This window comes from Oceanotoga sp. (assembly GCF_030445905.1).
GTDB lineage: Bacteria > Thermotogota > Thermotogae > Petrotogales > Petrotogaceae > Oceanotoga > Oceanotoga teriensis.
Genome location: NZ_JASUSU010000012.1, coordinates 43174 through 70061 on the forward strand (window position 1 = coordinate 43174; position 26888 = coordinate 70061).

General features: G+C 26.9%; 32 protein-coding genes and 1 tRNA gene. 17 read left to right on the plus strand and 16 right to left on the minus strand.

Going from position 1 to position 26888, the window contains the following annotated elements; genetic code table 11:
• Nucleotides 1-10: 10 nt before the first annotated feature.
• The 7 genes from PWP28_RS05190 to PWP28_RS05220 are packed head-to-tail and all read left to right on the plus strand — an operon-like array spanning nucleotide 11 to nucleotide 4952.
• Nucleotides 11-610 (plus strand): hypothetical protein, encoded by a 600-nt coding sequence (locus tag PWP28_RS05190; protein WP_146192150.1) that lies wholly within the window; start codon nucleotides 11-13, stop codon nucleotides 608-610.
• Nucleotides 611-628: 18 nt separating this feature from the next.
• On the plus strand, nucleotides 629-1432 hold the full coding sequence (locus PWP28_RS05195; RefSeq protein ID WP_109604324.1) for a DUF4198 domain-containing protein: 804 nt from the start codon (nucleotides 629-631) through the stop codon (nucleotides 1430-1432).
• Between the two features lie 59 nt (nucleotides 1433-1491).
• Nucleotides 1492-1728 carry a FeoA family protein gene (locus tag PWP28_RS05200; RefSeq protein ID WP_158274781.1) on the plus strand — a complete coding sequence of 79 codons (237 nt, stop codon included), beginning with the start codon at nucleotides 1492-1494 and terminating at the stop codon, nucleotides 1726-1728.
• A 12-nt stretch (nucleotides 1729-1740) separates the two neighbouring features.
• Entirely contained in the window at nucleotides 1741-1974 is a 234-nt protein-coding gene (locus tag PWP28_RS05205; RefSeq protein WP_206050525.1) for a FeoA family protein, read from the plus strand.
• Nucleotides 1971-2672: a FeoB small GTPase domain-containing protein gene (locus PWP28_RS05210; RefSeq protein WP_308644362.1), complete on the plus strand. Its 702-nt coding sequence runs from the start codon at nucleotides 1971-1973 to the stop codon at nucleotides 2670-2672. The genes PWP28_RS05205 and PWP28_RS05210 overlap by 4 nt, the downstream gene beginning before the upstream one ends.
• Nucleotides 2665-4674 (plus strand): nucleoside recognition domain-containing protein, encoded by a 2010-nt coding sequence (locus PWP28_RS05215; protein WP_308644363.1) that lies wholly within the window; start codon nucleotides 2665-2667, stop codon nucleotides 4672-4674. The genes PWP28_RS05210 and PWP28_RS05215 overlap by 8 nt, the downstream gene beginning before the upstream one ends.
• Before the next feature lie 5 nt (nucleotides 4675-4679).
• Nucleotides 4680-4952 carry a hypothetical protein gene (locus PWP28_RS05220; protein ID WP_109604320.1) on the plus strand — a complete coding sequence of 91 codons (273 nt, stop codon included), beginning with the start codon at nucleotides 4680-4682 and terminating at the stop codon, nucleotides 4950-4952.
• Nucleotides 4953-4980: 28 nt separating this feature from the next.
• Here PWP28_RS05220 and rny read toward each other — a convergent pair whose 3' ends face one another.
• The 10 genes from rny to PWP28_RS05270 all read right to left on the minus strand — a co-directional run bounded on the left by rny (nucleotide 4981) and on the right by PWP28_RS05270 (nucleotide 15540).
• Nucleotides 4981-6531, minus strand: a complete 1551-nt coding sequence (gene rny / locus PWP28_RS05225; RefSeq protein WP_109604319.1) for a ribonuclease Y — start codon at nucleotides 6529-6531, stop codon at nucleotides 4981-4983.
• Entirely contained in the window at nucleotides 6532-6999 is a 468-nt protein-coding gene (locus PWP28_RS05230) for a regulatory protein RecX (protein ID WP_109604318.1), read from the minus strand. It lies immediately after the preceding gene.
• Nucleotides 6989-8122 carry a recombinase RecA gene (gene recA, locus PWP28_RS05235; RefSeq protein ID WP_305081458.1) on the minus strand — a complete coding sequence of 378 codons (1134 nt, stop codon included), beginning with the start codon at nucleotides 8120-8122 and terminating at the stop codon, nucleotides 6989-6991. The genes PWP28_RS05230 and recA overlap by 11 nt, the downstream gene beginning before the upstream one ends.
• The gene (gene thpR, locus PWP28_RS05240) at nucleotides 8115-8702 is read right to left on the minus strand and encodes an RNA 2',3'-cyclic phosphodiesterase (RefSeq protein ID WP_264150534.1); all 588 of its coding nucleotides are present in this window, start codon (nucleotides 8700-8702) and stop codon (nucleotides 8115-8117) included. The genes recA and thpR overlap by 8 nt, the downstream gene beginning before the upstream one ends.
• 31 nt (nucleotides 8703-8733) lie before the next feature.
• Nucleotides 8734-9249, minus strand: a complete 516-nt coding sequence (gene pgsA, locus PWP28_RS05245; protein ID WP_109604316.1) for a CDP-diacylglycerol--glycerol-3-phosphate 3-phosphatidyltransferase — start codon at nucleotides 9247-9249, stop codon at nucleotides 8734-8736.
• Nucleotides 9246-10547 carry a 30S ribosomal protein S12 methylthiotransferase RimO gene (gene rimO / locus PWP28_RS05250; protein ID WP_264150532.1) on the minus strand — a complete coding sequence of 434 codons (1302 nt, stop codon included), beginning with the start codon at nucleotides 10545-10547 and terminating at the stop codon, nucleotides 9246-9248. The genes pgsA and rimO overlap by 4 nt, the downstream gene beginning before the upstream one ends.
• A gap of 126 nt (nucleotides 10548-10673) precedes the next feature.
• Nucleotides 10674-13337 carry a DNA polymerase I gene (gene polA / locus PWP28_RS05255; protein WP_308644364.1) on the minus strand — a complete coding sequence of 888 codons (2664 nt, stop codon included), beginning with the start codon at nucleotides 13335-13337 and terminating at the stop codon, nucleotides 10674-10676.
• A 211-nt stretch (nucleotides 13338-13548) separates the two neighbouring features.
• Nucleotides 13549-13824, minus strand: a complete 276-nt coding sequence (locus PWP28_RS05260; protein WP_109604313.1) for a metal-sensing transcriptional repressor — start codon at nucleotides 13822-13824, stop codon at nucleotides 13549-13551.
• A gap of 9 nt (nucleotides 13825-13833) precedes the next feature.
• Nucleotides 13834-14046, minus strand: a complete 213-nt coding sequence (locus PWP28_RS05265; protein ID WP_158274780.1) for an SHOCT domain-containing protein — start codon at nucleotides 14044-14046, stop codon at nucleotides 13834-13836.
• Between the two features lie 213 nt (nucleotides 14047-14259).
• Nucleotides 14260-15540, minus strand: coding sequence for an SLC13 family permease (locus PWP28_RS05270; RefSeq protein WP_109604311.1), 1281 nt, complete (start codon nucleotides 15538-15540; stop codon nucleotides 14260-14262).
• Nucleotides 15541-16086: 546 nt separating this feature from the next.
• Between PWP28_RS05270 and ffh the strand changes: the two genes are divergently transcribed.
• Genes ffh through lepB form a run of 8 tightly spaced genes read left to right on the plus strand, consistent with a single transcriptional unit; the run spans nucleotide 16087 to nucleotide 21212 of the window.
• A complete protein-coding gene (gene ffh / locus PWP28_RS05275; RefSeq protein ID WP_109604310.1) occupies nucleotides 16087-17415 on the plus strand; it encodes a signal recognition particle protein in 1329 nt (442 codons plus the stop codon).
• Between the two features lie 51 nt (nucleotides 17416-17466).
• Nucleotides 17467-17763, plus strand: a complete 297-nt coding sequence (gene rpsP, locus PWP28_RS05280; RefSeq protein ID WP_109604309.1) for a 30S ribosomal protein S16 — start codon at nucleotides 17467-17469, stop codon at nucleotides 17761-17763.
• Entirely contained in the window at nucleotides 17763-17993 is a 231-nt protein-coding gene (locus PWP28_RS05285) for a KH domain-containing protein (RefSeq protein ID WP_109604308.1), read from the plus strand. The genes rpsP and PWP28_RS05285 overlap by 1 nt, the downstream gene beginning before the upstream one ends.
• Before the next feature lie 4 nt (nucleotides 17994-17997).
• Nucleotides 17998-18552, plus strand: coding sequence for a ribosome maturation factor RimM (gene rimM, locus PWP28_RS05290; protein ID WP_109604307.1), 555 nt, complete (start codon nucleotides 17998-18000; stop codon nucleotides 18550-18552).
• Nucleotides 18527-19285 carry a tRNA (guanosine(37)-N1)-methyltransferase TrmD gene (trmD, locus tag PWP28_RS05295; RefSeq protein WP_240597497.1) on the plus strand — a complete coding sequence of 253 codons (759 nt, stop codon included), beginning with the start codon at nucleotides 18527-18529 and terminating at the stop codon, nucleotides 19283-19285. The genes rimM and trmD overlap by 26 nt, the downstream gene beginning before the upstream one ends.
• A complete protein-coding gene (locus PWP28_RS05300) occupies nucleotides 19275-19862 on the plus strand; it encodes an RNA methyltransferase (RefSeq protein WP_264150528.1) in 588 nt (195 codons plus the stop codon). The genes trmD and PWP28_RS05300 overlap by 11 nt, the downstream gene beginning before the upstream one ends.
• Nucleotides 19863-19875: 13 nt before the next feature.
• A complete protein-coding gene (gene rplS / locus PWP28_RS05305; RefSeq protein WP_264150527.1) occupies nucleotides 19876-20223 on the plus strand; it encodes a 50S ribosomal protein L19 in 348 nt (115 codons plus the stop codon).
• Between the two features lie 5 nt (nucleotides 20224-20228).
• On the plus strand, nucleotides 20229-21212 hold the full coding sequence (lepB, locus tag PWP28_RS05310) for a signal peptidase I (protein WP_308644365.1): 984 nt from the start codon (nucleotides 20229-20231) through the stop codon (nucleotides 21210-21212).
• Between the two features lie 26 nt (nucleotides 21213-21238).
• Here the strand turns inward: lepB and PWP28_RS05315 are convergent.
• A tRNA-Ser gene (locus PWP28_RS05315) sits at nucleotides 21239-21325 on the minus strand.
• A gap of 53 nt (nucleotides 21326-21378) precedes the next feature.
• On the opposite strand from PWP28_RS05315, the gene rsmG reads away from it, so the two are divergent.
• Both rsmG and PWP28_RS05325 read left to right on the plus strand, forming a co-directional pair.
• Entirely contained in the window at nucleotides 21379-22104 is a 726-nt protein-coding gene (gene rsmG / locus PWP28_RS05320) for a 16S rRNA (guanine(527)-N(7))-methyltransferase RsmG (RefSeq protein ID WP_109604303.1), read from the plus strand.
• Nucleotides 22101-22871: a lipoate--protein ligase family protein gene (locus PWP28_RS05325; RefSeq protein WP_109604302.1), complete on the plus strand. Its 771-nt coding sequence runs from the start codon at nucleotides 22101-22103 to the stop codon at nucleotides 22869-22871. The genes rsmG and PWP28_RS05325 overlap by 4 nt, the downstream gene beginning before the upstream one ends.
• Before the next feature lie 30 nt (nucleotides 22872-22901).
• On the opposite strand, the gene PWP28_RS05330 is transcribed toward PWP28_RS05325, so the two are convergent.
• The 5 genes from PWP28_RS05330 to PWP28_RS05350 form a co-directional block, all read right to left on the minus strand.
• Nucleotides 22902-24077: a type III PLP-dependent enzyme gene (locus PWP28_RS05330; RefSeq protein ID WP_109604301.1), complete on the minus strand. Its 1176-nt coding sequence runs from the start codon at nucleotides 24075-24077 to the stop codon at nucleotides 22902-22904.
• A 254-nt stretch (nucleotides 24078-24331) separates the two neighbouring features.
• Nucleotides 24332-25081 carry an ABC transporter permease gene (locus PWP28_RS05335; protein ID WP_264150525.1) on the minus strand — a complete coding sequence of 250 codons (750 nt, stop codon included), beginning with the start codon at nucleotides 25079-25081 and terminating at the stop codon, nucleotides 24332-24334.
• Nucleotides 25074-26039, minus strand: coding sequence for an ABC transporter ATP-binding protein (locus tag PWP28_RS05340; RefSeq protein WP_308644366.1), 966 nt, complete (start codon nucleotides 26037-26039; stop codon nucleotides 25074-25076). The genes PWP28_RS05335 and PWP28_RS05340 overlap by 8 nt, the downstream gene beginning before the upstream one ends.
• Nucleotides 26036-26491, minus strand: a complete 456-nt coding sequence (locus PWP28_RS05345) for a GyrI-like domain-containing protein (RefSeq protein WP_109604299.1) — start codon at nucleotides 26489-26491, stop codon at nucleotides 26036-26038. Before PWP28_RS05345 ends, PWP28_RS05340 begins: the two co-directional genes overlap by 4 nt.
• Before the next feature lie 15 nt (nucleotides 26492-26506).
• Nucleotides 26507-26800, minus strand: coding sequence for an effector binding domain-containing protein (locus tag PWP28_RS05350; protein ID WP_308644367.1), 294 nt, complete (start codon nucleotides 26798-26800; stop codon nucleotides 26507-26509).
• Between the last annotated feature and the right edge of the window lie 88 nt (nucleotides 26801-26888).

Genomic DNA, 26888 nt, shown 5'->3' on the forward strand with positions numbered 1-26888 from the left:
TTTTTTGGGGGTGTTTGTCATAAAAAAAACATTTTTATTTTTAATGATTTTATCAATATCGATTTTATCTTTTTCACATTCTCCACTTCTTTTGATAGAAGATAATGGCGATGGAACAATATATGTTGAAGCAGGATTTTCAGATGGAAGTGGTGCTAAAGGTCTTGAAATTAGACTTGAAGATGAATCGGGTAATATTTTATACAAAGGTGTATTGGATGATTTTAATTCTATAGAATCTATACCTATACCAGAAGTTGAAAAATATTTTGTTATATTTGATGCAGGTCCTGGTCATATTGTTACTAAAGATGGCATAGTCAATTCAAATAAATCAGAAGAAGTTTCTTTTGAAGAAGAAAAACAAGTAGAGACTAAAATAGAAGAACCTGTTCAAAAAGAAAATAATTCTCAAAACAATCAAAATGTAGGACAATATATGCCAGTAAACAGCTCTATGATCTATCCACAGATGAATTATAATTCATCTGATGATGGTATAGAAAGAACGCTTATTACTACAAATATATTATTGACTTTTATAGCGGTATGTCTTTTAATAATTGCTTTTACATCTATATTAAATTTAACTTCAAAAAATAAAAAATAAATTTAAGGGGGTAATTATATGAAAAAAAGCATTTTGGTAATTTTTAGTATTCTTATGTTAATAACTGCCTTTTCACATTTTCAACTAGTTTATACAGAAAAGGATTTTATTGGTGAAGGAGATTCAAGTAATTTAGATATTCAATTAATATTTACACATCCAGGTGGAGGAACACATGATGTTATTTCAGATCCTTTATCTATGAATATGGGAAAACCTAAAAAATTTGGTGTATGGAATAAAGGTGAATATACCGATTTAACAGATTCATTAAAAGCATATACTTTTTCACATGGAAAAAGAAATGCAGATGCCTATAAACTAAATTATAGACTTAGAGGTATGGGAGATTTTGTTTTTGTTATAGAGCCAGAACCATATTGGGAAGCTTCAGAAGAAATTTATATAACTCAATATACAAAAGCTATAGTTAATAAAGCGGGATTACCTTCAGATTGGGATGCAGAACTTGGCTTACCAGCAGAAATAGTTCCTTTAACTTGGCCAACAAATATATATGCGGGTAGTACTTTTAGAGGAGTTGTAATGAAAGATGGAAAACCAGAACCTAATGTTGAAATAGAAATTGAATATTTAAATGCAAAAGCTTTTAAAAATGCTTTCAATGAAAAAGAAATAAATTTTGATGGAGGAGAAGCTCCAGCAATGTTAATAAAAACGGATAGCAATGGACAATTTTCTTTTACTTTTCCTTGGTCAGGAGTGTGGGGATTTGCAGCACTTATGGAGGGGGAACAGTATAAAGGCCAAGATCAAGAACTTGGCGCATGTTTTATGTTAAGAGTACATGACTTACCCTAATTTTAATTAGTCCTGCTTTTTAAAGCAGGACGCCTTTTAATATAATGGAGGGATTTTATATGGTAAGTTTAAGTTTAGATAAATTAAAACAAGGTAAAAAATCAATGATTATTTCTATGGATTTAAATGAAGATATATTGAAAAGACTTAATGATATGGGCCTTAACATAGGGGCAAATATAGAAGTCCTTGTAAAAGGCAGTAAGAATTCTCCATATCTTATAGGAGTAGATTCATTTAGAGTTGCTTTAGAACCGGATCTTGCACAATCTGTATATGTTATATCTGAAATGTGAGGTGTTTTATATATGAAAGAAATTTATTTGCATTCTTTAAAACCAGGGCAAAAATGTATAATAAGATCTTTAAATTCAAGTGGTATAGAAGGTCAAAGACTTTTGGATATGGGTTTTATAAGAGGGACTGAATTAAAAGTTGTAAGAAATGCCCCTTTTGCAGATCCAATAGAAATTCTTATTAGAGGTTGTAATATAAGTATAAGAAGAGATGAAGCAAGTTTAATAGGTGTTGAAATAATATGAAAAATTTTAATGTTGCCCTTGCCGGACAACCAAATGTGGGAAAATCTACTCTTTTTAATGCATTAACTGGAGTGAGACAATTTGTTGCAAATTATCCTGGGGTTACTGTTGAAAAAAGATTTGGAAAGTATGTTTATAAAGATACAGAATTTACAGTTATTGATCTTCCGGGAACTTATAGTCTCTCTTCATATACCAAAGAAGAAAGAGTTTCAAGAGATTTTATTCTTAATTCTGATATAGAACTCGTTATTCAGGTCTTAGATGCTTCTAATCTTACAAGAAGTTTTTATCTGTTTTTTCAGCTTTTAGAGTTAGAAATACCTATAATAGGAGTTTTAAATATGGTAGATATATCTAAAAAAAGAGGAATTGAAGTAGATATAGATAAACTTCAAAATAAAATAGATATTCCTATAATAGAATGTATTGCCAATAAAAATAAAGGAATTATTGAATTAAAAAATCGAATATTTGATTTTTGTTTAAAGGATAAAAAAATTTCTAATTTTAAAGTTGATTATGGTGAAGAATTAAACAAAGAGATTGATCAAATAACAGAAATAATAAAAAAATTAAACATTAAAAATTATCCACCAAGATGGCTTGCTATAAAGTATCTTGAAAATGATAAAACAATAATAGATCTTATAAATTCTTCTTTTGAAGGATTAGAAATGAGTGATATTAATGTCTGAAAAGAAAAAAATGGAAAAAATAAAAGAAGAAATAATGGAAAAAAATAAAGTACCTTCACAAGTAATAGTGGCAGAAAAAAGATTTTTAAATGCAGAAAATATAGTAAATTCATGTTTAAAAAGTTCAGGACATGGAAAAAGAACTATTACTGATATAATAGATTCTTTTGTTTGTAATAGATTTTTAGGTCCTATAGTACTTTTTTTGACTTTGTTTGCTGTATATGAACTTGCCATTGTTGGTGGTTATAAATTAACTGATTATTGGTGGCCTATTCTTGGAGGAATTCAAAAATCTATAGTTAATATACTTCCAGCAGAAGGGTTTTTAAATGACCCTTTTATCAGAGATTTTGTTATATGGATGGTTCAAGGAATAATGGCGGTTTTAAATTATATTCCTATATTTATAATTTTATTTGCTTTAGTTGCGATAATGGAAGATTCAGGATATATGGCAAGAATTGCTTTTATATTGGATAGAGTTTTTAAACCTTATGGATTACATGGACAATCGGCCTTACCTTTAATGTTAGCTGGTCTTTATGTAGGTGGTTGTGCGGTTCCTGGAGTTATGGCTACGAGATCTATAAAAGATGAAAAAGTTAGAAATGCAACTATAATGGTAACTCCACTTATGAATTGTTTAGCTAAAATACCTTTTTATCTTCTCATGATAGATGTTTTTTTTAAGGAAAGTAGTGGATTAACTATGTTTTTGATTTCTACTATTACTATATTTATAGCATTAACAGTTAGTAAATTACTTTCTATAACAGTTTTAAAAAATAAAGAGACAGCTCCTTTTGTTATGGAGATGCCCCCATACCATATACCTTCATTTAATAATGTTTCAAGAAGAGTTATTGAAAGAACATGGATATTTATAAAAAAAGTTTTGACTGTTATAGTAGTTGTTATGGCTGTAATTTATTTCTTTTTGAATTATCCAGGAGTAAATAATATAGAAAAAGAAAACTTTGAAAATAATATAAATACTATTATGTTAGAGCATAATTTAAATAATATTGAAAATCCATATATAAAGACTTTTTCAAATTCAGAAATAATAGCAGAATATTTTGATTATTCTTCAAGATATAGAAGTAGTTTGAGAAATGCAAAAGATGATTCAGATAAAGAAAGAATAGATTTTAAATATAGGCGTATAAACCCTGAATTTTTTATAGTTTATAATAATGGAAAGGTTAATATATATGATTCTGAAAAAGAAAACTTTGAAAGATATTTTAATGATTATAATAAATCACTAAATAATCTTATAACATCATATGGCAGTATAAATAATCAAAATTATTTAATCTATTATGATTTTTATAAAGCTTGGCAAAGTGCTAATCCTGTTTATTTTAGTTTTGTTAAAGATGGAGATTCCAATTATAAAAATTCAACATTATTCAATGCACAAGCTTCAAAAATGAATAAGAATTTAAAAGGAATAGATAGAAGTAGAAAAGAATTAAGATTAAAAAAACATGAAGAAAATCTTATGGGTAGTATGCTTGGAAAATTAGGTATATATTTAGAACCAGTTACAAAATATGCAGGCTTTAATTGGAGAATAAATGTAAGTCTTTTAAGTTCATTTGCTGCAAAAGAAAATACAGTCTCTACACTTGGTAGTATATATAAAGATGGAGTTGAATCAAAAGAATTGAGCCAAAAAATTTCTGATATGGAAAGTGGTTGGACTTCTTTACATGCAGCTGCTATGATATTTTTCATGGCTTTAACACCTCCATGTATAGCAACTATAATAACTATTGCAACTGAAGCTGGATGGAAAATAGCTGTTTTTACCTCTATTTATCCAGTTATTATAGGTTTTATATTTGCCGTTTTTATATTCAGTCTCGGATCTATTTTAAACTTGACAGGTTTGCAAATGCTATTAATAGTATATTTTATATTTGTATTCATAACCGTATTGCTTGGAATTTATAGTAATTATTCTAAAAAGAAAAAGCAAAAAAAGGTGTGAGCTATATGATTATAGAACTTTTATCCATCATAGAAAAAAATAATATATCTACTTATTATGAAATTTCTAAAATAATGGATAAAGAAGTTTTTGAAATAAAAAATTTGATTTTTTTGTTAAGAGATATGAACTATATAAAATTTTTAAATACAGAAACGTGTATAAGTTCTAATTGTAGAATATGTAGCATAAATAGTTCATGTTCGATAAAAACATTTGTAATGCCAAAAATAGTTTTAACAGAAGAGGGTAAAAATTTATTAAAGTATAAAAATTAAAAAAGCTTGCACGAAAGTGCAAGCTTTTTTAACTGGCATAAGAAACTGATCTTTTTTCTCTGATAACTGTTACTTTTATTACTCCTGGATACTGCATCTTTTCTTCTATTTGTATGGAAATATCTTGTGCTAATTTTTCAGCCATCGCATCTTCTATTTTATCAGGTTGAACTATTATTCTTAATTCACGGCCAGCCTGTATAGCATAAGCTTTATCAACATATCTAAATGATTTTGCTATTTCTTCTAATTGTTCTATTCTTCTGACATAATTTTCTAAAGTTTCACGTCTTGCCCCAGGTCTTGCAGCTGATAATGCATCAGCAGCTCCAACCAAAACAGCTTCAGGTGTCATGGCATCTACTTCATTGTGATGATATTGTATACCATTGACAACTTCGATTTTCTCATTATATCTTTTAGCTATTTGGCCACCTACAACTGCATGAGAACCTTCAACTTCATGATCAATAGCTTTACCTATATCATGGAAAAGAGCAGCTCTTTTTGCAAGTTCAACATTTAAACCAAGTTCGGAAGCCATTAAACCGGCAAATTGTGCAACTTCTATAGAATGTTCTAAAACATCTTGACCATAACTTGTTCTAAATTTTAATCTTCCAAGAAGTTTAACTAATTCAGAATGAGGTGGTTTTATTCCAACTCTCATGACTGCTTCTTTACCAGCTTCTTTTATATATTCTTCAACTTCTTTTTTCGATTTTTCATACATTTCTTCTATTCTTGCTGGATGTATTCTTCCATCTGCCACTAGCATTTCTAAAGATCTTTTAGCTATTTCACGTCTCAATGGATTAAAACATGAAAGAACTACTATTTCAGGTGTATCATCAATTATTAAATCTGTTCCAGTGAGCTTTTCAAAGGTTCTAATATTTCTTCCTTCTCTACCTATTATTCTACCTTTCATATCATCGGTTGGTAAAACTACAGTAGATGTTGTAATTTCTGATGTTATATCTGAAGCGTATCTTTGAATAGATGTTGTTATAACCCATTTAGCATATTTTTTTGCATCTTCTTCATATTGATCTTTAATTTCTTTGAATTTCAATGCTAAATCACTTTCATATTTTTCTTTTACCTCATTCATAACAATTTCTTTTGCTTCATTTTCACTCAAATTGGCAATTTCATTTAATTTTTCTTTTGCTTGAGTTTTAATTTCTTCTATTTCAGTTTTCTCAGTTTCAAGTTTTTCTTTTAATTTTTCAATATTTTGATCTTTTCTATCTATATTTTCTTCTTTTCTTATGAGTCTTTCTTCTTGATTTTTTAGATCCTCTTTTTGTTGTTTAACTTCTGAATCAAATGATTGTCTTAATTTATGAACTTCTTCTCTCGCTTCTACAATTTCTTTTTTCTTTATTGCAGATGCTTCTTCTAAGGCTTTTTCCCTTATTTTAGCAGCTTCAACTCTTGCTTTTGCAATATCTTCTTCAAGCTCTTCTTTTTTTGTTTTTAAAGTAGAAATAAATTTCGAATTTCCCATATATAATCCAATAAAAAGTGTAATTATTGCAATTATTAAAGTAATAATTATTTGGATTACTAACATTTAGTCACCTCCTAAATCTCTAATCACGAATTCTATTGTATCGGTTTCGAATCCTCGTCTGAATAAATAGTTTTTTGTTTTTAAAATATCTTTTGTTTTTTGATAATATTTTGAAGAAACATTTTTTGCAATTTCATAAATGTCGACTTCTTCTTTTATTTTTTCAAGGGTGGTATAAATTATTGATTCATCTACACCAAGTTTCTTAAGTTCTATGAAAACATACTTAGGACCTTTTTCGCTCAATGTAATTTTATCATAAGAATAATAATATGCAAACATATTATCATTTATAATGTTATGTTTTTTTAATTTTTTTATTAAATTTTCTATATTTTGTTCTGAATATCCTTTCATTTTTAATCTAAACTTTAATTCATGTTCAGAACGCATTCTATATTTTAATAAAGAAGCAGCAGCTTTTTCAACAGCTGCTGGGTCATCTGGGTCTATTTTTTTATTTTTCATCTTCTTTTCCTTCACCAGCATCTTCTTTTACTTCTTCTTTTTTATTTTTTTTAGATTTATCTTTAAACATCTCTTCGAGATCTTCTGGAACTGCTATTTCCATTTTTTTTCTTATTTTATATTCAAGATAATCGAGTAATTCAGGGTTTTCCATTAGATAATTTACAGAGTTTAGTTTTCCCTGTCCTATACTTACTTCTTCTTCATTTTCATTTATATAAGAAAACCAAGCTCCTTTTCTTTGAATAAATTCATTTTCAACTGCAAGATTAAAGATATCATATTCTTTTGCAATACCTTTTCCATAGATCATATCTACTTTTGCTTCTTTAAAAGGAGGTGCAACTTTGTTTTTCACAACTTTTAAAGTTGTTTCATTTCCAACAGCATCCTTTCCTTCTCTTATCTGAGAACCACGTCTTACTTCGACTCTTATAGTAGAATAAAATTTTAGAGCTACTCCTCCTGTAGTTGTTTCTGGGCTACCATACATAACTCCAATTTTCATTCTAACTTGGTTTATAAAGACTACTATAGTTTTAGATTTACTAACACTTCCCGCTAATTTTCTTAAGGCTTGAGACATTAATCTCGCTTGTAAACCAACATGAGAATCTCCCATAGCACCTTCGATTTCAGTTTTTGGAACTAAAGCAGCTACTGAGTCTATAACAACCATATCTACAACATTTGATCTTACAAGAGAATCAACTATTTCTAATGCTTGTTCTCCAAAATCAGGTTGAGAAACTATTAATTTATCAATATTTACACCCAACTTTTTAGCATATTCAACATCAAGAGCATGTTCTGCATCTACAAATGCAGCTATACCATTATTTTTTTGAACTTCTGCGAGTGCTTGAAGAGTAAGAGTAGTTTTTCCTGAGCTTTCATTACCATAAACCTCTATTATTCTTCCACGAGGGAACCCTCCAACACCAAGTGCTACATCTAAAGATAAACAACCGCTTGGTATAGTAGATATATTATTATTATCTACACCTTGTCCCATTATCATAACAGAACCTGTACCATGACTTTTTTCAAGTTCTTTTACCAATTTTTCTAATAATTGATCTTTGTTATTATCATTATTATTTGTTGTTTTTTTCTTAGCCATTTATTATTACGCCTCCTTCAAAGTCAATACTGTAAAGCTTTTTATATACAGGACCTGTTTTTGTTAGTGTAGATGAAAAAATTCCCACAGAGTTTACAGGTATCTGTATTGGTTCAAAGCTTATAGATTTTATAAGAGTATCCCAATGTTCGGGGTATTTTTTGACCCTTCCCAAAGTTATATGTGGAACAAACTTTTCGTCTTTAACATTAATATTTAAAAGTAATAAAGATTTCTTTATTTCTGAATAAAGACCTTTTAGAATTTGTTCTTCTTCTACTCCGAACCATATGCTTTTTGGTTCATTCTCAAAAGAAAAGTAACCTATTCCTCTCGTGGTGTAAACAAAAGTTGGGAAGCCTGAAATTCTTTCGCCTATTTTATAAGCTAATTTTGCTATTAAAGACATATTTAAATTACCAAGAAAAAATAAAGTTAGATGTATATTTTCTCTCTTAGTCCAATTTGATTTAAAACCCATTCTATCGAGTTTTAATATGCTATCAGTTAAAAGATTTCTTTGTTCTTCATTAGACTCTATAGCAATAAAAGTTCTTATTGAATTTCTATTTTCCATCATTTGAATACACCCCTCCGCCACCTTTTTTTGTTTACATTTTAAAGCCTTCTTTGTTTTTTATTAAATAGTTAAAACCAGAAAATAAACTTACAAAAGCTGTTGTATATATTAATACATTGTTTAATAAGATAGAGAAATTCAAATATATAGCAATTATTAAAACTATTTGTAAAAATGTTTTTAGTTTTCCAAATTTATCTGCAGCAACTACTATATTTTTATTTGCAAGAAACATTCTCAATCCACTTACGAAAGTATCTCTAACTACTATTATTGCAACAAACCAACCAGGCACAAATCCAATGGTAAGTAATGATATTAAAACAGCATTTATCATTATTTTATCTGCTATTTGGTCAAAAAATTTTCCAAGATCTGTAACCATATTATATTTTCTTGCAATCCAGCCATCTAATAGATCTGTGAAAGAAGCTATTATGAATACTATGAGGGCTGGTAAAAAATAATTTTCACCCATAACAGTTAATATATACAATGGAAATACTGCTAAAATTCTTGAAAATGATAACCAATTAGGTATATTCAATCTACTAATTCTCCTTCCATATCATAATCAAAAGTTTCATTTATTTTTATTTTAATTAAAGATCCTTTTAATAAGTCTTTTTTGCTTTTGAAAAACACATTTCCATCTATTTCAGGTGCATCCATCCAAGATCTTGCTATGTATACTCCATCATTTTCTTCTTCGAGTATACATTTTATAATTTGATTTTCAAATTTTTTTAAGCTTATATTTGAAATATCTTTTTGTAAAGACATTAATTCATCCAATCTTTCTGCTTTTGTTTCTTCATCTACTTTATTTTTAAAATTATAAGAAGGAGTTCCTTCTTCTGGTGAATATATGAAAGCTCCAAGTTTATCGAATTCAACTTCATCTACAAAATCTAAGAGCTCTTTGAAATCTTCATCAGTTTCACCAGGAAAACCAACTATTATAGAAGTTCTTAGAATTGAAGGAACTTTTCTAACTTTTTTTACAATTTCTAATAAATTTTCCCTCATCCTTATTCTACCCATGGCTTTTAACATTTTATTTGAACCTGTTTGCATAGGAATATCAAAATAGTTTAAGATTTTATCGTTATTATGTATGGCATCTATTATTTCATCATTTATAAAATCAGGGTGAAGATACATAACCCTTATCCAAAAATCACCATCTATTTTATTCAGTTCGTTCAAAAGTTTAGGTAAACTTTGTTTTCCATAAAGATCTGCACCATATAGAGTATTATCTTGTGATACAAGTATTATTTCTTTTTTTCCATTTTTTATAAGAAATTCAACTTCTTTTTTTATATCTTCGATTTCTCTACTTTTTGGATCACCTTTAAAATAAGGAATAGAACAAAAAGCACATTTTCTTGAACAACCATCTGATATTTTCACATAAGCATATGGAGTTTCAGGTATATATCTATATTCACATTTATATGTGTCGATGGGAAAAGGATGTTTATAAAAAAATTCATTATTTTCTATTTTATCAACTATCATTTGAGGAGTTATAACTCCAAACAATCCATCAGCTTCATTTAATTCTTCTCTAAATTCATCATAATATCTTTCAATCATACAACCAATAGGAATTATTTTTAAAGCGGGATTATTTTCTTTTAATGAATTATATTCAAATATAGTATCTATAGATTCTTTTTTAGAGTTTTCTATAAAACCGCATGTATCTATTATTATCATATCTGAATTTTCTGCATTTTCTTCGTATTTATAACCTTTGTTTTCTAAAATACCTCTCAGTATATCCATATCAGCATCATTTTTTGGACAACCGAGTCTTACAATATGAAACTTTTCCATTTGTTAACCTCCACAATTTACATCAGACATTAGGGCGAACTTTAGTTCGCCCGTATTTTGAATAGATTATATAAAAATTATATCAAAAAACGGGTTTAAAAAAAATAAAGTTAAAAAAATTAACAATTATTTATTCCATATTTTTCCAAAGGAAACATCGACTTTTAAAGGAACAGAAAGTTTTACAGAATTTTCCATACAGTCAACTAATATATTTTTGATTTCTTCTTTTTTATTTTCTGGAGCTTCTATTAAGATTTCATCATGTACTTGAAGTATCATTTTTGCATAATCTGGTAAATTTTTAAAAAGTTTTATCATTGCTATTTTCATAATATCAGCTGCAGTACCTTGAATAGGTGTGTTTATAGTTATTCTTTTCAAATCATGAGATCCAGTTCTTATATTTTTCATAAATCTTTTTCTGCCAAAAAGAGTTTCTACAAATCCATTTTCTTTAGCTTTATTGATAGAATCCTCTTGATTTTTTTCAACAGCTTTATAAAGTTCAAAATATCTATCTATGAATAACTTCGCATCTTTAAAAGGTATATTTAATTTTTGAGAAAGACCGTAAGGAGTTGAACCATATACGAGTGAAAAGTTAACCATTTTTCCTATTCTTCTCATATTAGAATCTACGTTTTTTTGATCTACATTAAATATTTTTGAAGCTGTGATACTGTGAATATCATCATTTGTATTATAAGCTTTTAATAAAACTTCGTCTTGTGATATGTGAGCCAATACTCTTAGTTCTATTTGAGAATAATCTGCACTTATCAATATATTATTGTTATCTTGTACTTTAATAGTTTTTCTTATTTTTTCTCCTTCAGGTTCTCTTATTGGTAGATTTTGTAAATTTGGATCTGAACTACTTAATCTACCAGTTGCCGTACCTGTTTGATTAAATGAAGTATGGACTCTACCTGTTTTTTTATTTATAAGTTTTGGGATTGAATTTATATAAGTAGAGAGTAATTTTTGATATTTTCTATATTCAAGTATTTCTGATATTATTTCATGATCATTTTTTAATAATTCGAGTGATTCTGCATCCGTAGAATAATTGCCAGATTTTGTTTTTTTCTTTCCTTTTAAGCCAAGTTTTTCAAACAATAATTCTCCAACTTGTTTGGGAGAATTTGGATTAAACTCTTCTCCGGTAAATTTAGACATTTTTTCTTCAATTTTATTCAATATTTTTTGATATTCTGTACTCAATTTTTTTAAATCTTCTGAATCAAAGTAAACACCATTTAACTCCATATTGGCAAGAATTGGAACTATTGGCATTTCTATTTCCGTGAAAATCTTTATTAAACCTTTTTTATGAAGTTCTTTTGAAAGTACTTCATAAAGCCTAAAAGTTATGTCAGAATCTTCTGCTGCATATTCAAGAACTGTTTTTTCATCTATATCTTCAAGAGTAGATGAAAAAAGTTTTCCATTCATAACTTCTTTATATTTTTTTGTTGTATAGTTTAAATATTTTTGTGCGAGGTCATCCATATTAAATTTTCTTGAATCAGGATTTATCAAATAAGCAGCTATCATAGTATCAAAATATGGATTATTGATAGTATAACCATACCTGTTCAATATTGAAATATCATATTTTAAATTTTGTCCTATTACTTTTTTTTCATTTAAAATTGGTATGATTTTTTTCAATATATTTTTCTTTTCATTTTCATTTATATTTTTTAAATTTAAATAAAATCCTTCAAAAGATTTAAATGAAAAGGCAATTCCTAAAAGTTTGGCTTCAAATGGATCTAAAGAAGTCGTTTCTGTATCAAAACATATGAAATCATTTTTCTTCATCATTGATATTAATTCATCTATATTTTCAGGTTTTAATTCCTTATAAGTTCCTTTTTTTGAATAATCAATTTTATTTTCAGTATCATTTGAAGAACCTAATTCAAGTTCTTTTATTAAGGATGAAAATTCTAATTTTTCAAGAAATTTTTTTAATTCTTTTTTATAGCCAGTGTATAAAATATCTTCTTTTTTAAAATCTAAAGGGGCATCCAACATTAATTTAACAAGCTTTTGACTTAAAAAAGCCATCTCTTTATTTTCGATCAATTTTTTCTTAGTTGCACCTTTTACTGAATCTATATTTTCATATATATTCTCAAGATTTTTGAATTCTGCAAGCAATTTTTGAGCAGTTTTGATACCTATCCCTTTCACACCTGGTATATTATCAGAGCTATCACCCATCAAAGCTAATAGATCTATAATTTGATTTGGGAAAACACCCATTTTATTTTTAACTTCTTTTGAATCATATTTTTTAATGTCGGTAGTGCCTTTTTCAGGTCTCAAAATAAAAATATTCTCTTTTATTAATTGCATCATATCTTTATCAGAAGTTATTATAAAAATATTATCATAATCATTTTTATATTTTATTGCTGCAGTAGCTATTACATCATCTGCTTCATATTTATCAAAGGCTATTACATTTATTCCAAGATTTTCAACCATTTCATTTATATTTGGAAGTTGAGCAATAAATTCATCTGGTGCTTTAGGCCTTTGAGCTTTATAACTCTCAAGTAATTCATGTCTATAAGTTTTTGTCTTTTTATCCATAACAAATAATATAGAATCTTCATCTTTTTTTATATAATCATTTAAAATTTTTAACATCATTCTTGATACACCAAATATAGCATTTGTTGGTTTACCATCAGAAGTACTCATCCAATTACCTATAGCAAAAAACGCTCTATAAGCTATTCCAGAACCATCTATTAAATATAAATCAGCCATATTAAATCTCCTTTGTATATTTATTTATGTAATTAAAAATTATCAATTTTTGTTTTTGATAAATGTAACATAAAACTTATTAATTCACCATATTATTATAACATTATTTCATTACATATTTTTTGAAAGAGAATCAAAAAATATATATTTTTGTATAATTTTTTTATAAAAAAAAGGTGAAGAATAAAATCTTCACCTTTCAAAATTAATATCACATATTTTTATTGAGATAACTTATAACATTTTCAAGTTCTTTAAGTTTTTCATTTATTTCATTTTCATCTTTTCCAAAAGCGGCTTCTTTTACGCAAGATTCTATATGATTTTTTAAAATAATCGTATTAGCTTTTTTTAATAAAGCTATAGACGCAAGTACTTGATTAGAGATATCAATACAATATTTTTCATCTTCTATCATTTTTATAGCGGCTTCTGTTTGGCCTCTTGCTGTTTTTAGTATTTTTAAAGCATTTTGATGTTTTTTCATATTGCACCTCTATTTTTTTATATTTTCTTTCATTCTGAGATACTCATCTTCACTTATTTCACCTTTTGCGTATCTTTCATTCAAAATTTTCAAAGAATTATCATCGATGTTATCATTAGGTATATTTCTATATCTGTTTTCATAATAATTTCTATTATTATTCTCATTTCTAAATATTATCCAAACAATTGCGATGATTATTACGATTAGTATAAAAAACATAAAACCACCTCCAAAAAAACCATTTGAGTAATAATGCATCATATAAATCAACTCCTAAAACTTATACCCCTATATAGGGGGTACTATATAATAACTCATTTGTTTTTCAAAAATATTAATATAATATAAAAAAATATTCGTTTTTGAATTTATCATACCAATAATTTTGGAGGACTATATTCAAAAACGAATATCTTGTATTTTAAAAATTATTTATAAAATTACATAATAATGGAAAAAAAGGTATAAAGTTCCAACTATTAAAGTGGCAAGTACAGTTAAAGAAGCCATTTTCATATATTCAGCAAAACCAATCTCTTTTCCGGTTTGCTTTTGAATTAGAGATGCTCCCACAATATTTTGAACGGCTCCTAGAGGGGTTAAATTAGTTCCTAAATTTGCACCAATTGCATAAGCATACCATAATTCAAAAGGAGCTCCTTTTGATATTAAGACGCCGACTACTGGGGCGATTAATAAAGTTCCTGGAACAGCACTTAAGAAAGGAATTACTAGTGCACCAACCCACATTATTATTAACATTAATACTAATGGAGTATTTATCAATGGAATGAATAAATTTGAAATTACGTCTATTACTCCAATTTCTTGTAATGAAAAAGTTACTATGAACAATCCAGCATAAAAAAACATTGTATCCCAATCTAATTGTTTTGCCATCGATTCAAAATCTCTTTTTGTTAATAACATCAAAACCATGGAACCAGATATTGCTATTATTGCAATATTCATATTTATCATACTATGAAACATAAATCCTAATAAAACAATTACAAAAATTATTAAAGATTTTATCATAGAATTTTTATCTTGAATAGCTTTTTTAGGATCCATTTCTGAAAGTTTCTTTAATTTTTCAGAAAAATTTGAAGTGTCTTCTTTATAAGTAGCTTTAAACATAAAGAAAGTTATTAGAAAAGATATTATGGTTAGGGGGAGCATGGTTATCAAGAATTGTGTGAAATCAAGTTTTCCTACAGAACCTAAAACTATATTTAAAGGGCTACCTATAAGAGTACTCATACCACCTATGTTATCAACGAATATAGAAAGCATCATCAATGGAGCTGGATCTATATTTAATGTATCAGAGATCAAGAATATTATTGGAGCTATTAAAATTATAGTTACCAAATTATCAAGAAAAGCAGAAAACAGAATTACAACTATCATCAATAAAAATATTGCCGTCCAAAACTTATTCCTGCTGAGTTTGATTACATTAACCGCTGTAAAAGTAAAAAAACCACTTTCCTTCATAATTTCTACTATAATCATCATACCCAATAATATACCTAAAGTTTCAAAACTTACTATATTACCTACATTTTCAAAATTTAAACCGGGTACGGGTTTAAACATAAACAATAAAACACCTAAAAAGAAAGTTATAATAGATTTTTTAATCTTTCTTGCGAAGATTATAAAATAATAAGTTAATACCGCAATTGCCAAAACTAATACTGAGCTCATCATAATTCCTCCATTTAAAAATATTCGTTGATGTATATATATATTAACAACTTTATAATTTAGTTTTAGTTAAGCTTTATTTAAGTTTTTGAGCATATTATGAATTTTTTTCTCATATTTATAATTAAACTAATGTAATTAGAATTAAATCATTAAAATTACTTAATTTAAAATTATATTCAATTAATTATATCTCTAAAAAGGGGTATTTTTTTTAAAAAATCATTATTTTTATAAGAATATTGTTATAATTTTTTTAATATAGAAAATAAATTAATCTATATTTATTGTTAATTGATTTGAGTTTTTAGGCTTAAAATATATGAAAAGACTGTTAATTGATTTTATGTAAAAAATGATATAATAGTTATAAATAAAAGAAAGTGAAAAAAATATCAATAATTACTCATCAAAAATGTTCTTTAAAATTTAATAAAATTGCAACAATAATGTATAAGCTATGCATAAGATTTATCATCATTTTTACCAAAAGTAATATTTTTTATAGTATACTTTATAGGTATTATTTCCTGAGAGGTGAAAAAAATGTTTGAAAACATACAAAAAAAGCTGTCAAGTGCTTTTAAGAATTTATCAGGACAGGGTAAAATAAGTGAAAAGAACATAAAAGAAGCTGTGAGACAGGTAAAGCTTTCTTTGCTTGAAGCTGATGTTAATTATAAAGTCGTTAAAGACTTTATAGACAAGGTTAAAGAAGAAGCTATGGGCGCAAAGGTTTTAGAAAGCTTAACACCTGATCAGGAATTCATAAGAGTTGTTAGAGATAATTTAATAGAACTTATGGGTGGAAATAAACCTGAAAAGATTTCCTTATCGAGAAATCCTGGTTTTATAATGTTAGTCGGTTTACAGGGTAGTGGTAAAACTACTCATGCTGCCAAACTTGCAAAAATGTATCAAAAAGAGGGAAGAAAACCTTTATTGATTGCGGCAGATACATATAGACCTGCAGCTATAGATCAATTAGTTCAATTGGGAGATAGTCTTGGAGTACCAGTTTTTACTGGAGATAAGACTGATGCGAGAAATATAGTAAAAGAAGGTAAAAAATATGCAGAAAAATTATTGCATGACATTGTTATAGTTGATACTGCTGGTAGGCTTCATATTGATCAGCAAATGATGGATGAAGTTGAAGATATAAAAAATATAGTTAATCCAGAAGAAATAATAATGGTTGTAGATTCTATGATGGGTCAAGATGCTGTTTCTTCTGCAAAAGAATTTAATGATAGACTCGAGCTTTCTGGGTTCATAGTTACCAAACTAGATGGTGATTCAAGAGGTGGAGTTATTATCTCAATAAGAGAAATAACTAAAAAACCAGTGAAATTTGTAGGTGTTGGAGAAAAATTAGATGAATTTGAACCATTCTATGCAGAAAGATATGCTGGAAGAATATTGGGTATGGGAGATGTTCTTTCATTAATTGAAAAGGTTGAACAAGAAGTAGATAAAGAAAAAGCTGAAGAAGATGCTAAAAGAATGATGGAAGGGAAGATTACCCTTGAAGATTTTCTTCAAAATATAAAACAAATAAGAAAAATGGGTCCTTTGAGTAAAATACTTGAAATGATACCTGGAACACAAGGAGTAGATGTTGATACAGATAAAGGTGAAAAAGAGATGACAAAGATGGAAGCCATAATAAACTCTATGACGCCTAAAGAAAGAAAAGATCCAAAGGTTCTTACTTATTCAAGAAAACAAAGAATAGCAAAAGGTTCTGGAACATCACTTCAAGATATAAATAAACTTTTGAAATCGTATGATCAATTGAAAAAAACGATGAAACAGTTTAAAAAATTTGGTAAGAAGAAATTTTTTGGAAATAAAATGCCATTTGGAATGTAATTTAAAAAACTAATAAATATAAAGTAAAAAATCAGGAGGTGTATTTTACACATGGTAAAAATAAGATTAAACAGAATGGGAAGAAGACATCAACCATTTTACAGAATAGTAGTAGTTGATTCAAGAGAAAAGAGAAGCGGAAAGTACATAGAATCTTTAGGATATTATAATCCAATAGATGATAATGATAAATACAGACTTGATGCAGATAAGGCTTTAGAATGGTTATTAAAAGGTGCTCAACCAACAGATACAGCAAGAAGTATATTATCTAAATTTGGTGTAATGAAGAGATTAGATGAAATAAAATATGAAAAGAGACAGGCTAAAAAGGGAGAAAGTAATTAATGAAAGAACTTCTTGAGAGCATTTTGAAAAGAATTGTTAAGAAGCCTGAAGAAGTTACTATTGTTGAATTTGACGAAGAAGATAGTATAATCTTTGAAATAGTTGTTAATCCTCAAGATGTTGGACAAATAATTGGAAGAGATGGAAGAACTATAAAATCCATAAATACAATTTTAAATGCAGCAAAGGGAGAAAACGATAAAAAGTTTGTTTTGAAAGTTATAAGGTGATTATATGAAAAGGCTTGATGATCTTCTCGATGGCAAAATTGCAATAGGAAGAATAACAAATAATCATGGTCTGTATGGAAATGTAAAATTTTTTCCTTATACAAATATAAGAGAATTAGTTTTTTCTTTAGATGAAATATTACTTTATAATCCAGGGAACAAAAAATTTTTCTTTTCAAGAGTTGAAGAAGTTAAGCCTTTAAACAGGCTTTATGTTTTTCAACTTCATGGAGTAGAAGGAATAAATGAAGCAAAAAAATTAAAAGGATTTGAAGTGTATATTGAAAAAGAAGATTTACCTTCTCTTGAAAAAAACGAATATTATATATTTGAACTCATTGGTTCAGAAGTTTATTTTGAAGATGGAGAACATGCCGGTAAGATAACAGATGTTATTCAAACTGGTGCCAATGATGTTATTCAAGTAACTAAAAATAAAAAAGAAGAATATTTAATACCTTTAATCAAAGAATATATAATAGAAATGAATAAAGAAGAAAAAAAATTCATCGTTAAAAGAATGGAGTTTCTCGATGATGGAACAAAAGATGAAGATTAAAGTTTTGTCTATTTTCCCAAATATGTTTAACACTCTATTTGAATATGGAGTTCTAAAGAAGTCGATAGAAAATGGTATAGTTGATTTTGAAGCTATAAATCTTAGAGACTATACAGATGACAAACATCATGTTACTGATATTCCAGGATATGGCGGAAAATCTGGTATGGTGATGAAAGTTGAACCTTTCTTTAAATACTATGAAGAATATTCAAAAGATGGTGAAAAACCGTATGTTATCATGACTTCTCCTCAAGGAATAAAGTTTGATAATTCAGTTTCAAGATATCTATCTGAAAAGAAAAAACTTTTATTTTTATGTGGAAGATATGAAGGTATAGATGCAAGAATAGAAAAAATAGTTGATAAAGAAGTTTCAATAGGAGATTTTGTTGTAACTGGTGGAGAAATCCCTGCAATGCTTATGATAGATTCTCTTTTGAGGTTTGTGCCTGGGGTAGTTGGAGATAATGACAGTGTTATAAATGATTCTTTTTATAATGGATTACTTGATTATTCGCAGTATACCAAGCCTTATGATTTCAACGGAGAAAAAGTTCCAGAAATTCTATTGAGTGGAAATCATTTGAAGATAGAAAAATATAGAAAGAAAAACAGTCTTTTAAATACCATATTAAAAAGAAAAGATCTTTTTATAAAAAGAAAATTATCTGAAGAAGAAAAAGAACTTTTAACCGAAATAATTGGGGAGTTGTATAATAATGCTAAATAAATTATATGTTGCATTGATACACTATCCTATTCTTGGTAGAGAAGAACAGATAATATCAACAGCTATAACTAATTTTGATATACATGATATATCCAGATCATGCAGAACATATAATATAAAAAACTTTTATATGGTTTCTAATTTACCGGCACAGAGAAAGATAGTAAACAATGTAGTTGATTACTGGAGAGAAGGATATGGTAGTACATATAATCCAAATAGAAAAGATGCATTATCCGTTTTTAAAATAGTAGAATATTTAGAAGATGCTATAGAAGATATTGAAAAAATTGAAAATGAAAAACCAAAGATAGTTTTTACCTCAGCTAAACCAAGAGAAAAAGCAATTGATTTTTCTGAGCTATCGAAGGTTATTGAAGAAGAAAAAGCTCCTATTTTAATACTTTATGGAACTGGATGGGGAATGCCAGAAGAAATAAGAGATATATGTGATTATGATCTTGAGCCAATAAGAGGTAATTCTGATTTTAATCATCTTTCTGTAAGAGCGGCAGTAGCCATTTCACTTGACAGACTCATAGGAGAAAAAGTTTTAAATAATAAAAATAATATATAGGAGGGAAAAAAACATGGATTCCTTAATAAGAGCGATAGAAAGCAATTATAAAAGAAATGATATGCCAGAATTTAGAGCAGGAGATACTGTAAGAGTTCAGGTAAAAGTTGTTGAAGGTGGAAGAGAAAGACTTCAAGCATATGAAGGAATAGTTATTAAAAAAAGAGGAGCTGGAATGGGTAAATCATTCACAGTTAGAAGAATAGGTGCGGATAGAATAGGTGTTGAGAGAGTATTTCCTATGAATACACCTTTAATAGATTCTGTAGAAGTTGTAAGAAAAGGTAAAGTTAGAAGAGCTAAACTTTATTATTTAAGAAACGTGAAAGGTAAGATCAAGATAAAAGAAAGAAGGGACTGAGTCCTTTGAAAAATAATAGCGAAGTCAAGAATAAAATAAAACATGAAGCTCTTGACTGGCTTGGTGCTATTATATATGCAGTTATATTTGGTACAATAATTAGATTATTTGTTTTAGAGACAATGATGGTCCCGACTCCTTCAATGGTTCCAACCATTAAAGAGCAGGACCGTTTTCTCGTTGAAAAAATAACATACTCTTTTGAAAGACCAAATACAGGTGATATAGTAGTATTTTGGACACCTTTTGTCGATATTGGAGCACAAGCTAAATTGAGAGCATTTGATAATTTTATGGATTTTTTTGCACCAAAAGAGTTTGAAGGTCATGCAAAATATGTAAAAAGACTTGTGGGAAAACCAGGAGATAATTTAAGATTAGTTCCTGTTGAAGATAGTTTTTGGGAAAAACTTGATTTAAATGAAGAAAATATAAAAAATTATCCAGATTTTTTGCAATTCATAATAAAATATTATGAAAGAATAGAATATATACCTTCTTCAGTAAAATCAAGAGTGGCGCAACTCGAGATAAATGGTAAAATTCCAGAATCATTAAAAAATAGATATTATCTAATAGATGGAGTTTTTTATGAACCAAATTTTTATGATTTTTTAGCTTATCCAGAAAAAAATGAAAGAAAAATAAATCTTTCAAAATATACCATGTTTTACAAAGGTAATTTTGATGGTCAAAAATTTTTAAATATAAGACTTAATTTGGAGTTTTATAAAAATTATAATTATGCATATGATTATGATGAAACATATAAAAAATTTGAAAAAGATTTTGATTTAAAAGAAATAATATATAGAGATGAAGAAGGACTTATAAATATAAAAATTCCTGAAGGATATTATTATTTCATGGGAGATAATTCTCTTGAAAGCTGGGATAGTAGATTTTTTGGTTTTGTTCCAGAAAACAATATTATAGGTAATATATTTTTAAGAATAGGACCACTTGATAGATTTGGTAAAGTAAAATAAAAACCGCCTTTTAGGCGGTTTTTAAATGGCGGAGACGGTGGGACTCGAACCCACACGAGGGGTTACCTCATCGGTTTTCAAGACCGACGCCTTGCCAATTAGACTACGTCTCCAATCCTCGGCTTCAAAGCCAAATATATTTTAACATAAAAGGAGCAAGTTGTCAATGTTTTTAGACGAAAAATATGTAAAAATTATGGAAAGTTATTCTTTAGATATTGAAAACAATAAGTTGCAACAAATCTCATATTATCTGAATATGTTGTTAAACTATCCAGCTAATTTGACAGCTATAAAAGATAAATATATTGCATTTGAATATCATGTGATTGATTCTATATTGGCAGCTGAAAAAACTGATGAATTTTCAAATGCAAAAATTATAGCAGACTTAGGTTCTGGTGGTGGTATTCCAGGAATAATATGGGCTATATTATATCCAGAAAAAACTTTTTATTTAGTTGATAGTATTGGTAAAAAGACAGAAGCTTTAAAAAAATTTTATCATGAACTCAAACTCAAAAATGTTAATGTTATAAATAAAAGAATAGAAGAATTTGCAAGAGAAAATATTTCAAAATTTGATATAGTATCATCGAGAGCTCTTGCAAGAGCTGATATTGCACTTGAGTATTCAGCACTCGCAACTAAAAGAAATGGTTATATAGCTCTTTTTAAGGGTCCTTTATATATGGAAGAAGAACAAAAATTTGCAAAAAAAGCGTCTAAATTATTAAAAGTTAAAGAAGAAAAAATCATAAAATATAATTTGTTTGAAGAAGAACAAAAAGATAGATATATGATAATATTTAAAAAATATGATAAAACCCCTTTAAAATATCCAAGAGAGACTGGCGTACCAAATAAAATGCCTTTGGGGGGATCTAAATGATAAGATTAATAAAAGATGATTATTATTCTGGTGAGATGAATATGGCAATAGATAAAGTTCTTTCAGAATCTATAAATAATTTTGAAGATATAATAATAAGAATATATGGATGGGATAGGCCAACTTTATCACTCGGAAGGAATCAAAAGATAAATAATATAGATATAGAGTATATAAAAAATAATAATATAAATGTAGTTAGAAGACCTACAGGAGGAAGGGCAGTATTACATAATGACGAAATAACTTATTTGTTTTCATGTTCTTCTAAAAATGAAAAATTACCCAAAAATATAATTAAAAGCTATATGGAAATATCTAAGGGATTAACAAACGCTCTTTTAAAATTAGGTATTCCATGTGATGTACAAAAAGCAAAAAAAGAAGTTTTAAGCAAAGATATATGTTATGATGTACCTTCTATATATGAAGTTACTATAGATGGAAAAAAGCTTATAGGATCTGCTCAGTATAGAAATGAAAAATATGTTTTACAACATGGATCAATACCAATTAAATTTGATTATGATAATTATATAAATTCTTTTACTTTAAAGAATAAAGAAAAAATGAAAGAACATTTGAAAAAAAATGTTGCAGATATAAATGAATATCTCAACGATGAAATAAACTTTGATCAAGTATTAAAAAATTTTGGAAATGAATTTTCTAAAATATTTGATCAAGAAATATATTATGAAAATATTAAAGAAGAAGAAATTTTTGAAGCGAAAAAAATAAAAAATGAATTTATTATTGAATTATAAAAAAAGGCTGGATTTATATCCAGCCTTTTTTTATATCATAATTTCTTCAGATTTTATTTTATATTTTTGAAGTTCTTCTTTCAATTCTTCCACTGTAAAAACTTTTGGTGGAGTTATTCCATTAAAATGTGGTGAAGCATATTCTATTGTATAAGCTCCAGTATTTATAAAATAAACTATATCATTATAATCTATATCAACAGGTAATTCTATTTCATCATATATAGTATCTACACTATCACATGAAGGACCAGCGAGGGTCATTTCAGCTGTTTCATGATTTTCTTTATTATTTACTACTACTTCATATCTAAAGTTTTCAATTGTTTCCATTAAACCATGAAATACACCTACATCAAGATATACCCAGTGTTTTGTTCCTTTTATACTTCTTAACAATACTTTAGAAGCCATTATTCCTGCATTCCCAACCATGGATCTTCCAGGTTCAGTGAATACTTTCAAACCATCAACCCATCCAAGATATTCTTCAATAGATTGATTAATTACCTCACCTATTTCTTCAACCATAGGTATTGGTTTAACATGTTGAACTGGCATACCTCCACCTAAATTTAGAAGTTTGAGGTTTATACCTTTTGCGGCAAGTTTTTCAAATACTTCACTTGCATTTAATATAGCTTCTTTCCATTTATGTTTATTATATGATTGTGAACCAACATGAAAACTAACACCATAAGCATTTAAACCTTTTCTATGAGCATATTCAAGTATTTGTATAACATGATCTACATCTGTTCCAAATTTGTCAGATAAAGGCCAATCGGCATCATTTGAACTGGTTGAGATTCTTCCATATACTTTTGCATTGGGAGCATTTCTTGCTATTTTTTCTACTTCCATTTCAGAATCTACAGCATAATATTCTATACCATTTTCCCAAGCAAATTTTATATCTATTTCTTTTTTTATGGTATTTCCAAAACTTATTTTATCAGGAGAAACTCCTAAAGATAATAATTTATCGATTTCACCTCTTGATGCGGCATCAAAGCTACAGCCTTCATCCCTTAACAGTTCTAAAATTTTTGTATGTGAATTAGCTTTTACTGCATAAAAAACATCAACATTATTTATAGCTTTTTTTAATTTTTTATAATTTTCTTTTACATAAGATAAATCTAATACCAAAAATGGTGTATCAAGTGTTTCAGCTGCCTTTTTAATAAGAGGGGTTAATTTCATAATAAAGACCTCCTTAGAGTTGAATTTTTTTCATAAAACTATTGTCTATTTAATACTTTTAAAGTAACAGAGATAATATAGAAAAGTTAATAAAACATACAAGGTGTGTAAATATTATTAAACAAGAAAAATTATATATATATGATCTCATTTTATGATATTATTAATGGCTGAAATGATGATTAAAAGCTAATAATTGGTATATATAAAATAAAATGGAGAATGATATAATAAATATCATTCTCCATTTTATTTTATTGATTTATTTCTTTATTTAATGTAAAAATTGAAAGTAAAAATATTAATATGGATAGAATTGAAAATAAGATCACAACTGAAAAAAACATATTATAGTCTATTTGATTTGAGAATAAAAGATCTCTTATTAAATTTATAAAATGGGTAAAAGGATTAAATAGTATAATAGATTTTAGAACACCATTTATATTATCTATTGGAAAAAGTGCAGAACTTAAAAAAAATATTGGCAATACTATAAGAGTCATTATAGTTTCATATATTACTTCATTTGGCATTTTTAAACTTATAAAATAAGCTAATCCAGATAAAAAGAAAGCATTTAAAAATATTAATACTAATATACAAAGAAATCCTATAAATCCAGAACTAATAGTCACATTAAAAAATAAAGATATAAAAAACAATATAAAAATTTCTAAAAATGATAATAAAATAGCTTCTAATATCTGTCCAAGAATCATAGAAGATCTTTTTATTGGAGATATCAAAATTCTATAAAAACTTCCATTAGATTTCATTATGAAATTTATAATACCACCACTTGAACAAGAAGAAAAAGTCACTAAAAACATTATTCCAGGTAAAACAAAAGCAGTATAATTCGAAATATTAATTTTTTCCATTGTTTGAGATGCTACTGTACTATATAGAATTAACCATAAAAGAGGTTGAATTATTGTTATAATTATTGAAATTGGATTTTGAAATCTCCATTTCATATTTCTCAACATAATACTAAACATTATTATTCACCTCTTTATCTTTATTTATAATATCTATAAAAGCTTCTTCGAGGGTAGGTTTTATGATAGAGATTCCTTTAAAATCAATATCTTTTTTCAATAAAAGATTGTTTAAATCTTTAAAAATATTTTTTCCATTTTGAATACTTATAAATAATATATTTTGTTTTTTTTCATATCTTAGATTTAATTTTAAAATTTTATTTAAATCTTCAAAATTTTCAAGATTTTTTATATCTGTAAACTCTATCTTAATAACTCTTTTTTTTGTTAAATATTTTAGACTATCTGGAGATGATTGAATTATATTTTTACCATCTTTCATTATACAAATTTCATCGCTTAAATGATCAGCTTCTTCGAGATAATGTGTTGTCAAAAATATAGTAGTATTATAATTTTTGTTTATTTTTAATATTATATCCCATAATATCTTTCTCGATTCTATATCCATACCAGTTGTAGGTTCATCAAGAAAAAGTATTTTGGGATTGGATATCATATTTATAGCAATATCCAATCTTCTTTTAATTCCGCCAGAATAAGTTTTTGTAGGAAAATCTATATATTTCTCTAATTTTAATATATTTATTAAATCATTCATTCTACGATTAGATTCTTTTCTATCTATTTTATAAAGGTGGCTTTGAAATATAATATTTTCTTTTAAAGATAAATGATTATCTACAGAAATATTTTGAGATACACAAGCAATGTTTTTTCTTATTTCTTTTGAATTATTTATAAGATCTGTTCCAAAAATATTTATTTCACCAGAATTATATTTATAATAAGTTGTGAGTATTTTTATTAAAGTAGATTTTCCAGCACCATTTGGTCCAAGTAATGAAAAAATTTGTCCTTCTTTTACTTTCAAATCAAAATTATTTAAAGCTTTTACACCATTTTTAAATTTTTTCGTTACATTTCTAGATTCTATTATATATATTTTTATCACTCCTCTAAAATAGGAATTTGTATTAAAGTTATATAATTATCTTCATTACCTTTTAGAAATAATCCAGGTCCTTTCACAAAAATTTCTCTCCAAGGAGTAGACAATTTTAAATTATGTTCTTCGGCATAAATAGTTAATTCCTCATAACTTTTTTGTAAATTTGAATAAGAACCTTTATGTGTTTTACATAGAAATAAACCTCCTTTAATAGTTTTTGATTCGATAGAATTATTGTTGGGAATTTCATTTGTTGGAACACATAATTCTATTTTTGCCATTTGATTATTTTTATCAAAAAAATAATAATTAAAAAATGGTGCTCCATTATTTTGCCCTTTTATTGATTTAAATATCTTTGGGAAAAATTTATTTGCTCCTTTCAAAATTCCTTCATAATTAATTGATGCGACTTTTAATGGTTCTACATTTTCAATAGTTATAGATTCATTCATCAAAAAACCCCTTTCTTATTTATTTTTTATAGAAATCCACACTTCAAAATTTTTGCTTTTGTCAAAAGGATATACTTCAATATCAGGTAATTTACCATATTCATAATTCGAAAAAGGTAGCCATTCTTTAAAGAATTTAGTATAAATTTTTTGAACTGATTTTTCAAAATCTCCTTCTGACTTGAAAATTATCCAAGTTGATTTTGGTATATTAATTTCATACATATTTTTTGGAGCCTTTTTATTACTCGACACTGAAATATAATAGTAAATATATCTTGAATTTTTAAAATAATTAACTCCCTCTATAAAATACGCTTAAGTGAATATTTCATGATAATTCATAGAAATTAAAAAAAACAAAAAAATATAAAAGATAATAAATAATGAAAGAAAT

Bases quoted from the DNA above. Each gene is read 5' to 3' on its own strand.
- PWP28_RS05195 (WP_109604324.1), top strand. From the start codon at position 629: ATGAAAAAAAGCATTTTGGTAATTTTTAGTATTCTTATGTTAATAACT.
- PWP28_RS05200 (WP_158274781.1), top strand. From the start codon at position 1,492: ATGGTAAGTTTAAGTTTAGATAAATTAAAACAAGGTAAAAAATCAATG.
- PWP28_RS05205 (WP_206050525.1), top strand. From the start codon at position 1,741: ATGAAAGAAATTTATTTGCATTCTTTAAAACCAGGGCAAAAATGTATA.
- PWP28_RS05210 (WP_308644362.1), top strand. From the start codon at position 1,971: ATGAAAAATTTTAATGTTGCCCTTGCCGGACAACCAAATGTGGGAAAA.
- PWP28_RS05215 (WP_308644363.1), top strand. From the start codon at position 2,665: ATGTCTGAAAAGAAAAAAATGGAAAAAATAAAAGAAGAAATAATGGAA.
- PWP28_RS05220 (WP_109604320.1), top strand. From the start codon at position 4,680: ATGATTATAGAACTTTTATCCATCATAGAAAAAAATAATATATCTACT.
- rny (WP_109604319.1), bottom strand. From the start codon at position 6,531: ATGTTAGTAATCCAAATAATTATTACTTTAATAATTGCAATAATTACA.
- PWP28_RS05230 (WP_109604318.1), bottom strand. From the start codon at position 6,999: ATGAAAAATAAAAAAATAGACCCAGATGACCCAGCAGCTGTTGAAAAA.
- recA (WP_305081458.1), bottom strand. From the start codon at position 8,122: ATGGCTAAGAAAAAAACAACAAATAATAATGATAATAACAAAGATCAA.
- thpR (WP_264150534.1), bottom strand. From the start codon at position 8,702: ATGATGGAAAATAGAAATTCAATAAGAACTTTTATTGCTATAGAGTCT.
- rimO (WP_264150532.1), bottom strand. From the start codon at position 10,547: ATGGAAAAGTTTCATATTGTAAGACTCGGTTGTCCAAAAAATGATGCT.
- polA (WP_308644364.1), bottom strand. From the start codon at position 13,337: ATGGCTGATTTATATTTAATAGATGGTTCTGGAATAGCTTATAGAGCG.
- PWP28_RS05260 (WP_109604313.1), bottom strand. From the start codon at position 13,824: ATGAAAAAACATCAAAATGCTTTAAAAATACTAAAAACAGCAAGAGGC.
- PWP28_RS05265 (WP_158274780.1), bottom strand. From the start codon at position 14,046: ATGTTTTTTATACTAATCGTAATAATCATCGCAATTGTTTGGATAATA.
- PWP28_RS05270 (WP_109604311.1), bottom strand. From the start codon at position 15,540: ATGAGCTCAGTATTAGTTTTGGCAATTGCGGTATTAACTTATTATTTT.
- ffh (WP_109604310.1), top strand. From the start codon at position 16,087: ATGTTTGAAAACATACAAAAAAAGCTGTCAAGTGCTTTTAAGAATTTA.
- rpsP (WP_109604309.1), top strand. From the start codon at position 17,467: ATGGTAAAAATAAGATTAAACAGAATGGGAAGAAGACATCAACCATTT.
- PWP28_RS05285 (WP_109604308.1), top strand. From the start codon at position 17,763: ATGAAAGAACTTCTTGAGAGCATTTTGAAAAGAATTGTTAAGAAGCCT.
- rimM (WP_109604307.1), top strand. From the start codon at position 17,998: ATGAAAAGGCTTGATGATCTTCTCGATGGCAAAATTGCAATAGGAAGA.
- trmD (WP_240597497.1), top strand. From the start codon at position 18,527: ATGATGGAACAAAAGATGAAGATTAAAGTTTTGTCTATTTTCCCAAAT.
- PWP28_RS05300 (WP_264150528.1), top strand. From the start codon at position 19,275: ATGCTAAATAAATTATATGTTGCATTGATACACTATCCTATTCTTGGT.
- rplS (WP_264150527.1), top strand. From the start codon at position 19,876: ATGGATTCCTTAATAAGAGCGATAGAAAGCAATTATAAAAGAAATGAT.
- rsmG (WP_109604303.1), top strand. From the start codon at position 21,379: ATGTTTTTAGACGAAAAATATGTAAAAATTATGGAAAGTTATTCTTTA.
- PWP28_RS05325 (WP_109604302.1), top strand. From the start codon at position 22,101: ATGATAAGATTAATAAAAGATGATTATTATTCTGGTGAGATGAATATG.
- PWP28_RS05330 (WP_109604301.1), bottom strand. From the start codon at position 24,077: ATGAAATTAACCCCTCTTATTAAAAAGGCAGCTGAAACACTTGATACA.
- PWP28_RS05335 (WP_264150525.1), bottom strand. From the start codon at position 25,081: ATGTTTAGTATTATGTTGAGAAATATGAAATGGAGATTTCAAAATCCA.
- PWP28_RS05345 (WP_109604299.1), bottom strand. From the start codon at position 26,491: ATGAATGAATCTATAACTATTGAAAATGTAGAACCATTAAAAGTCGCA.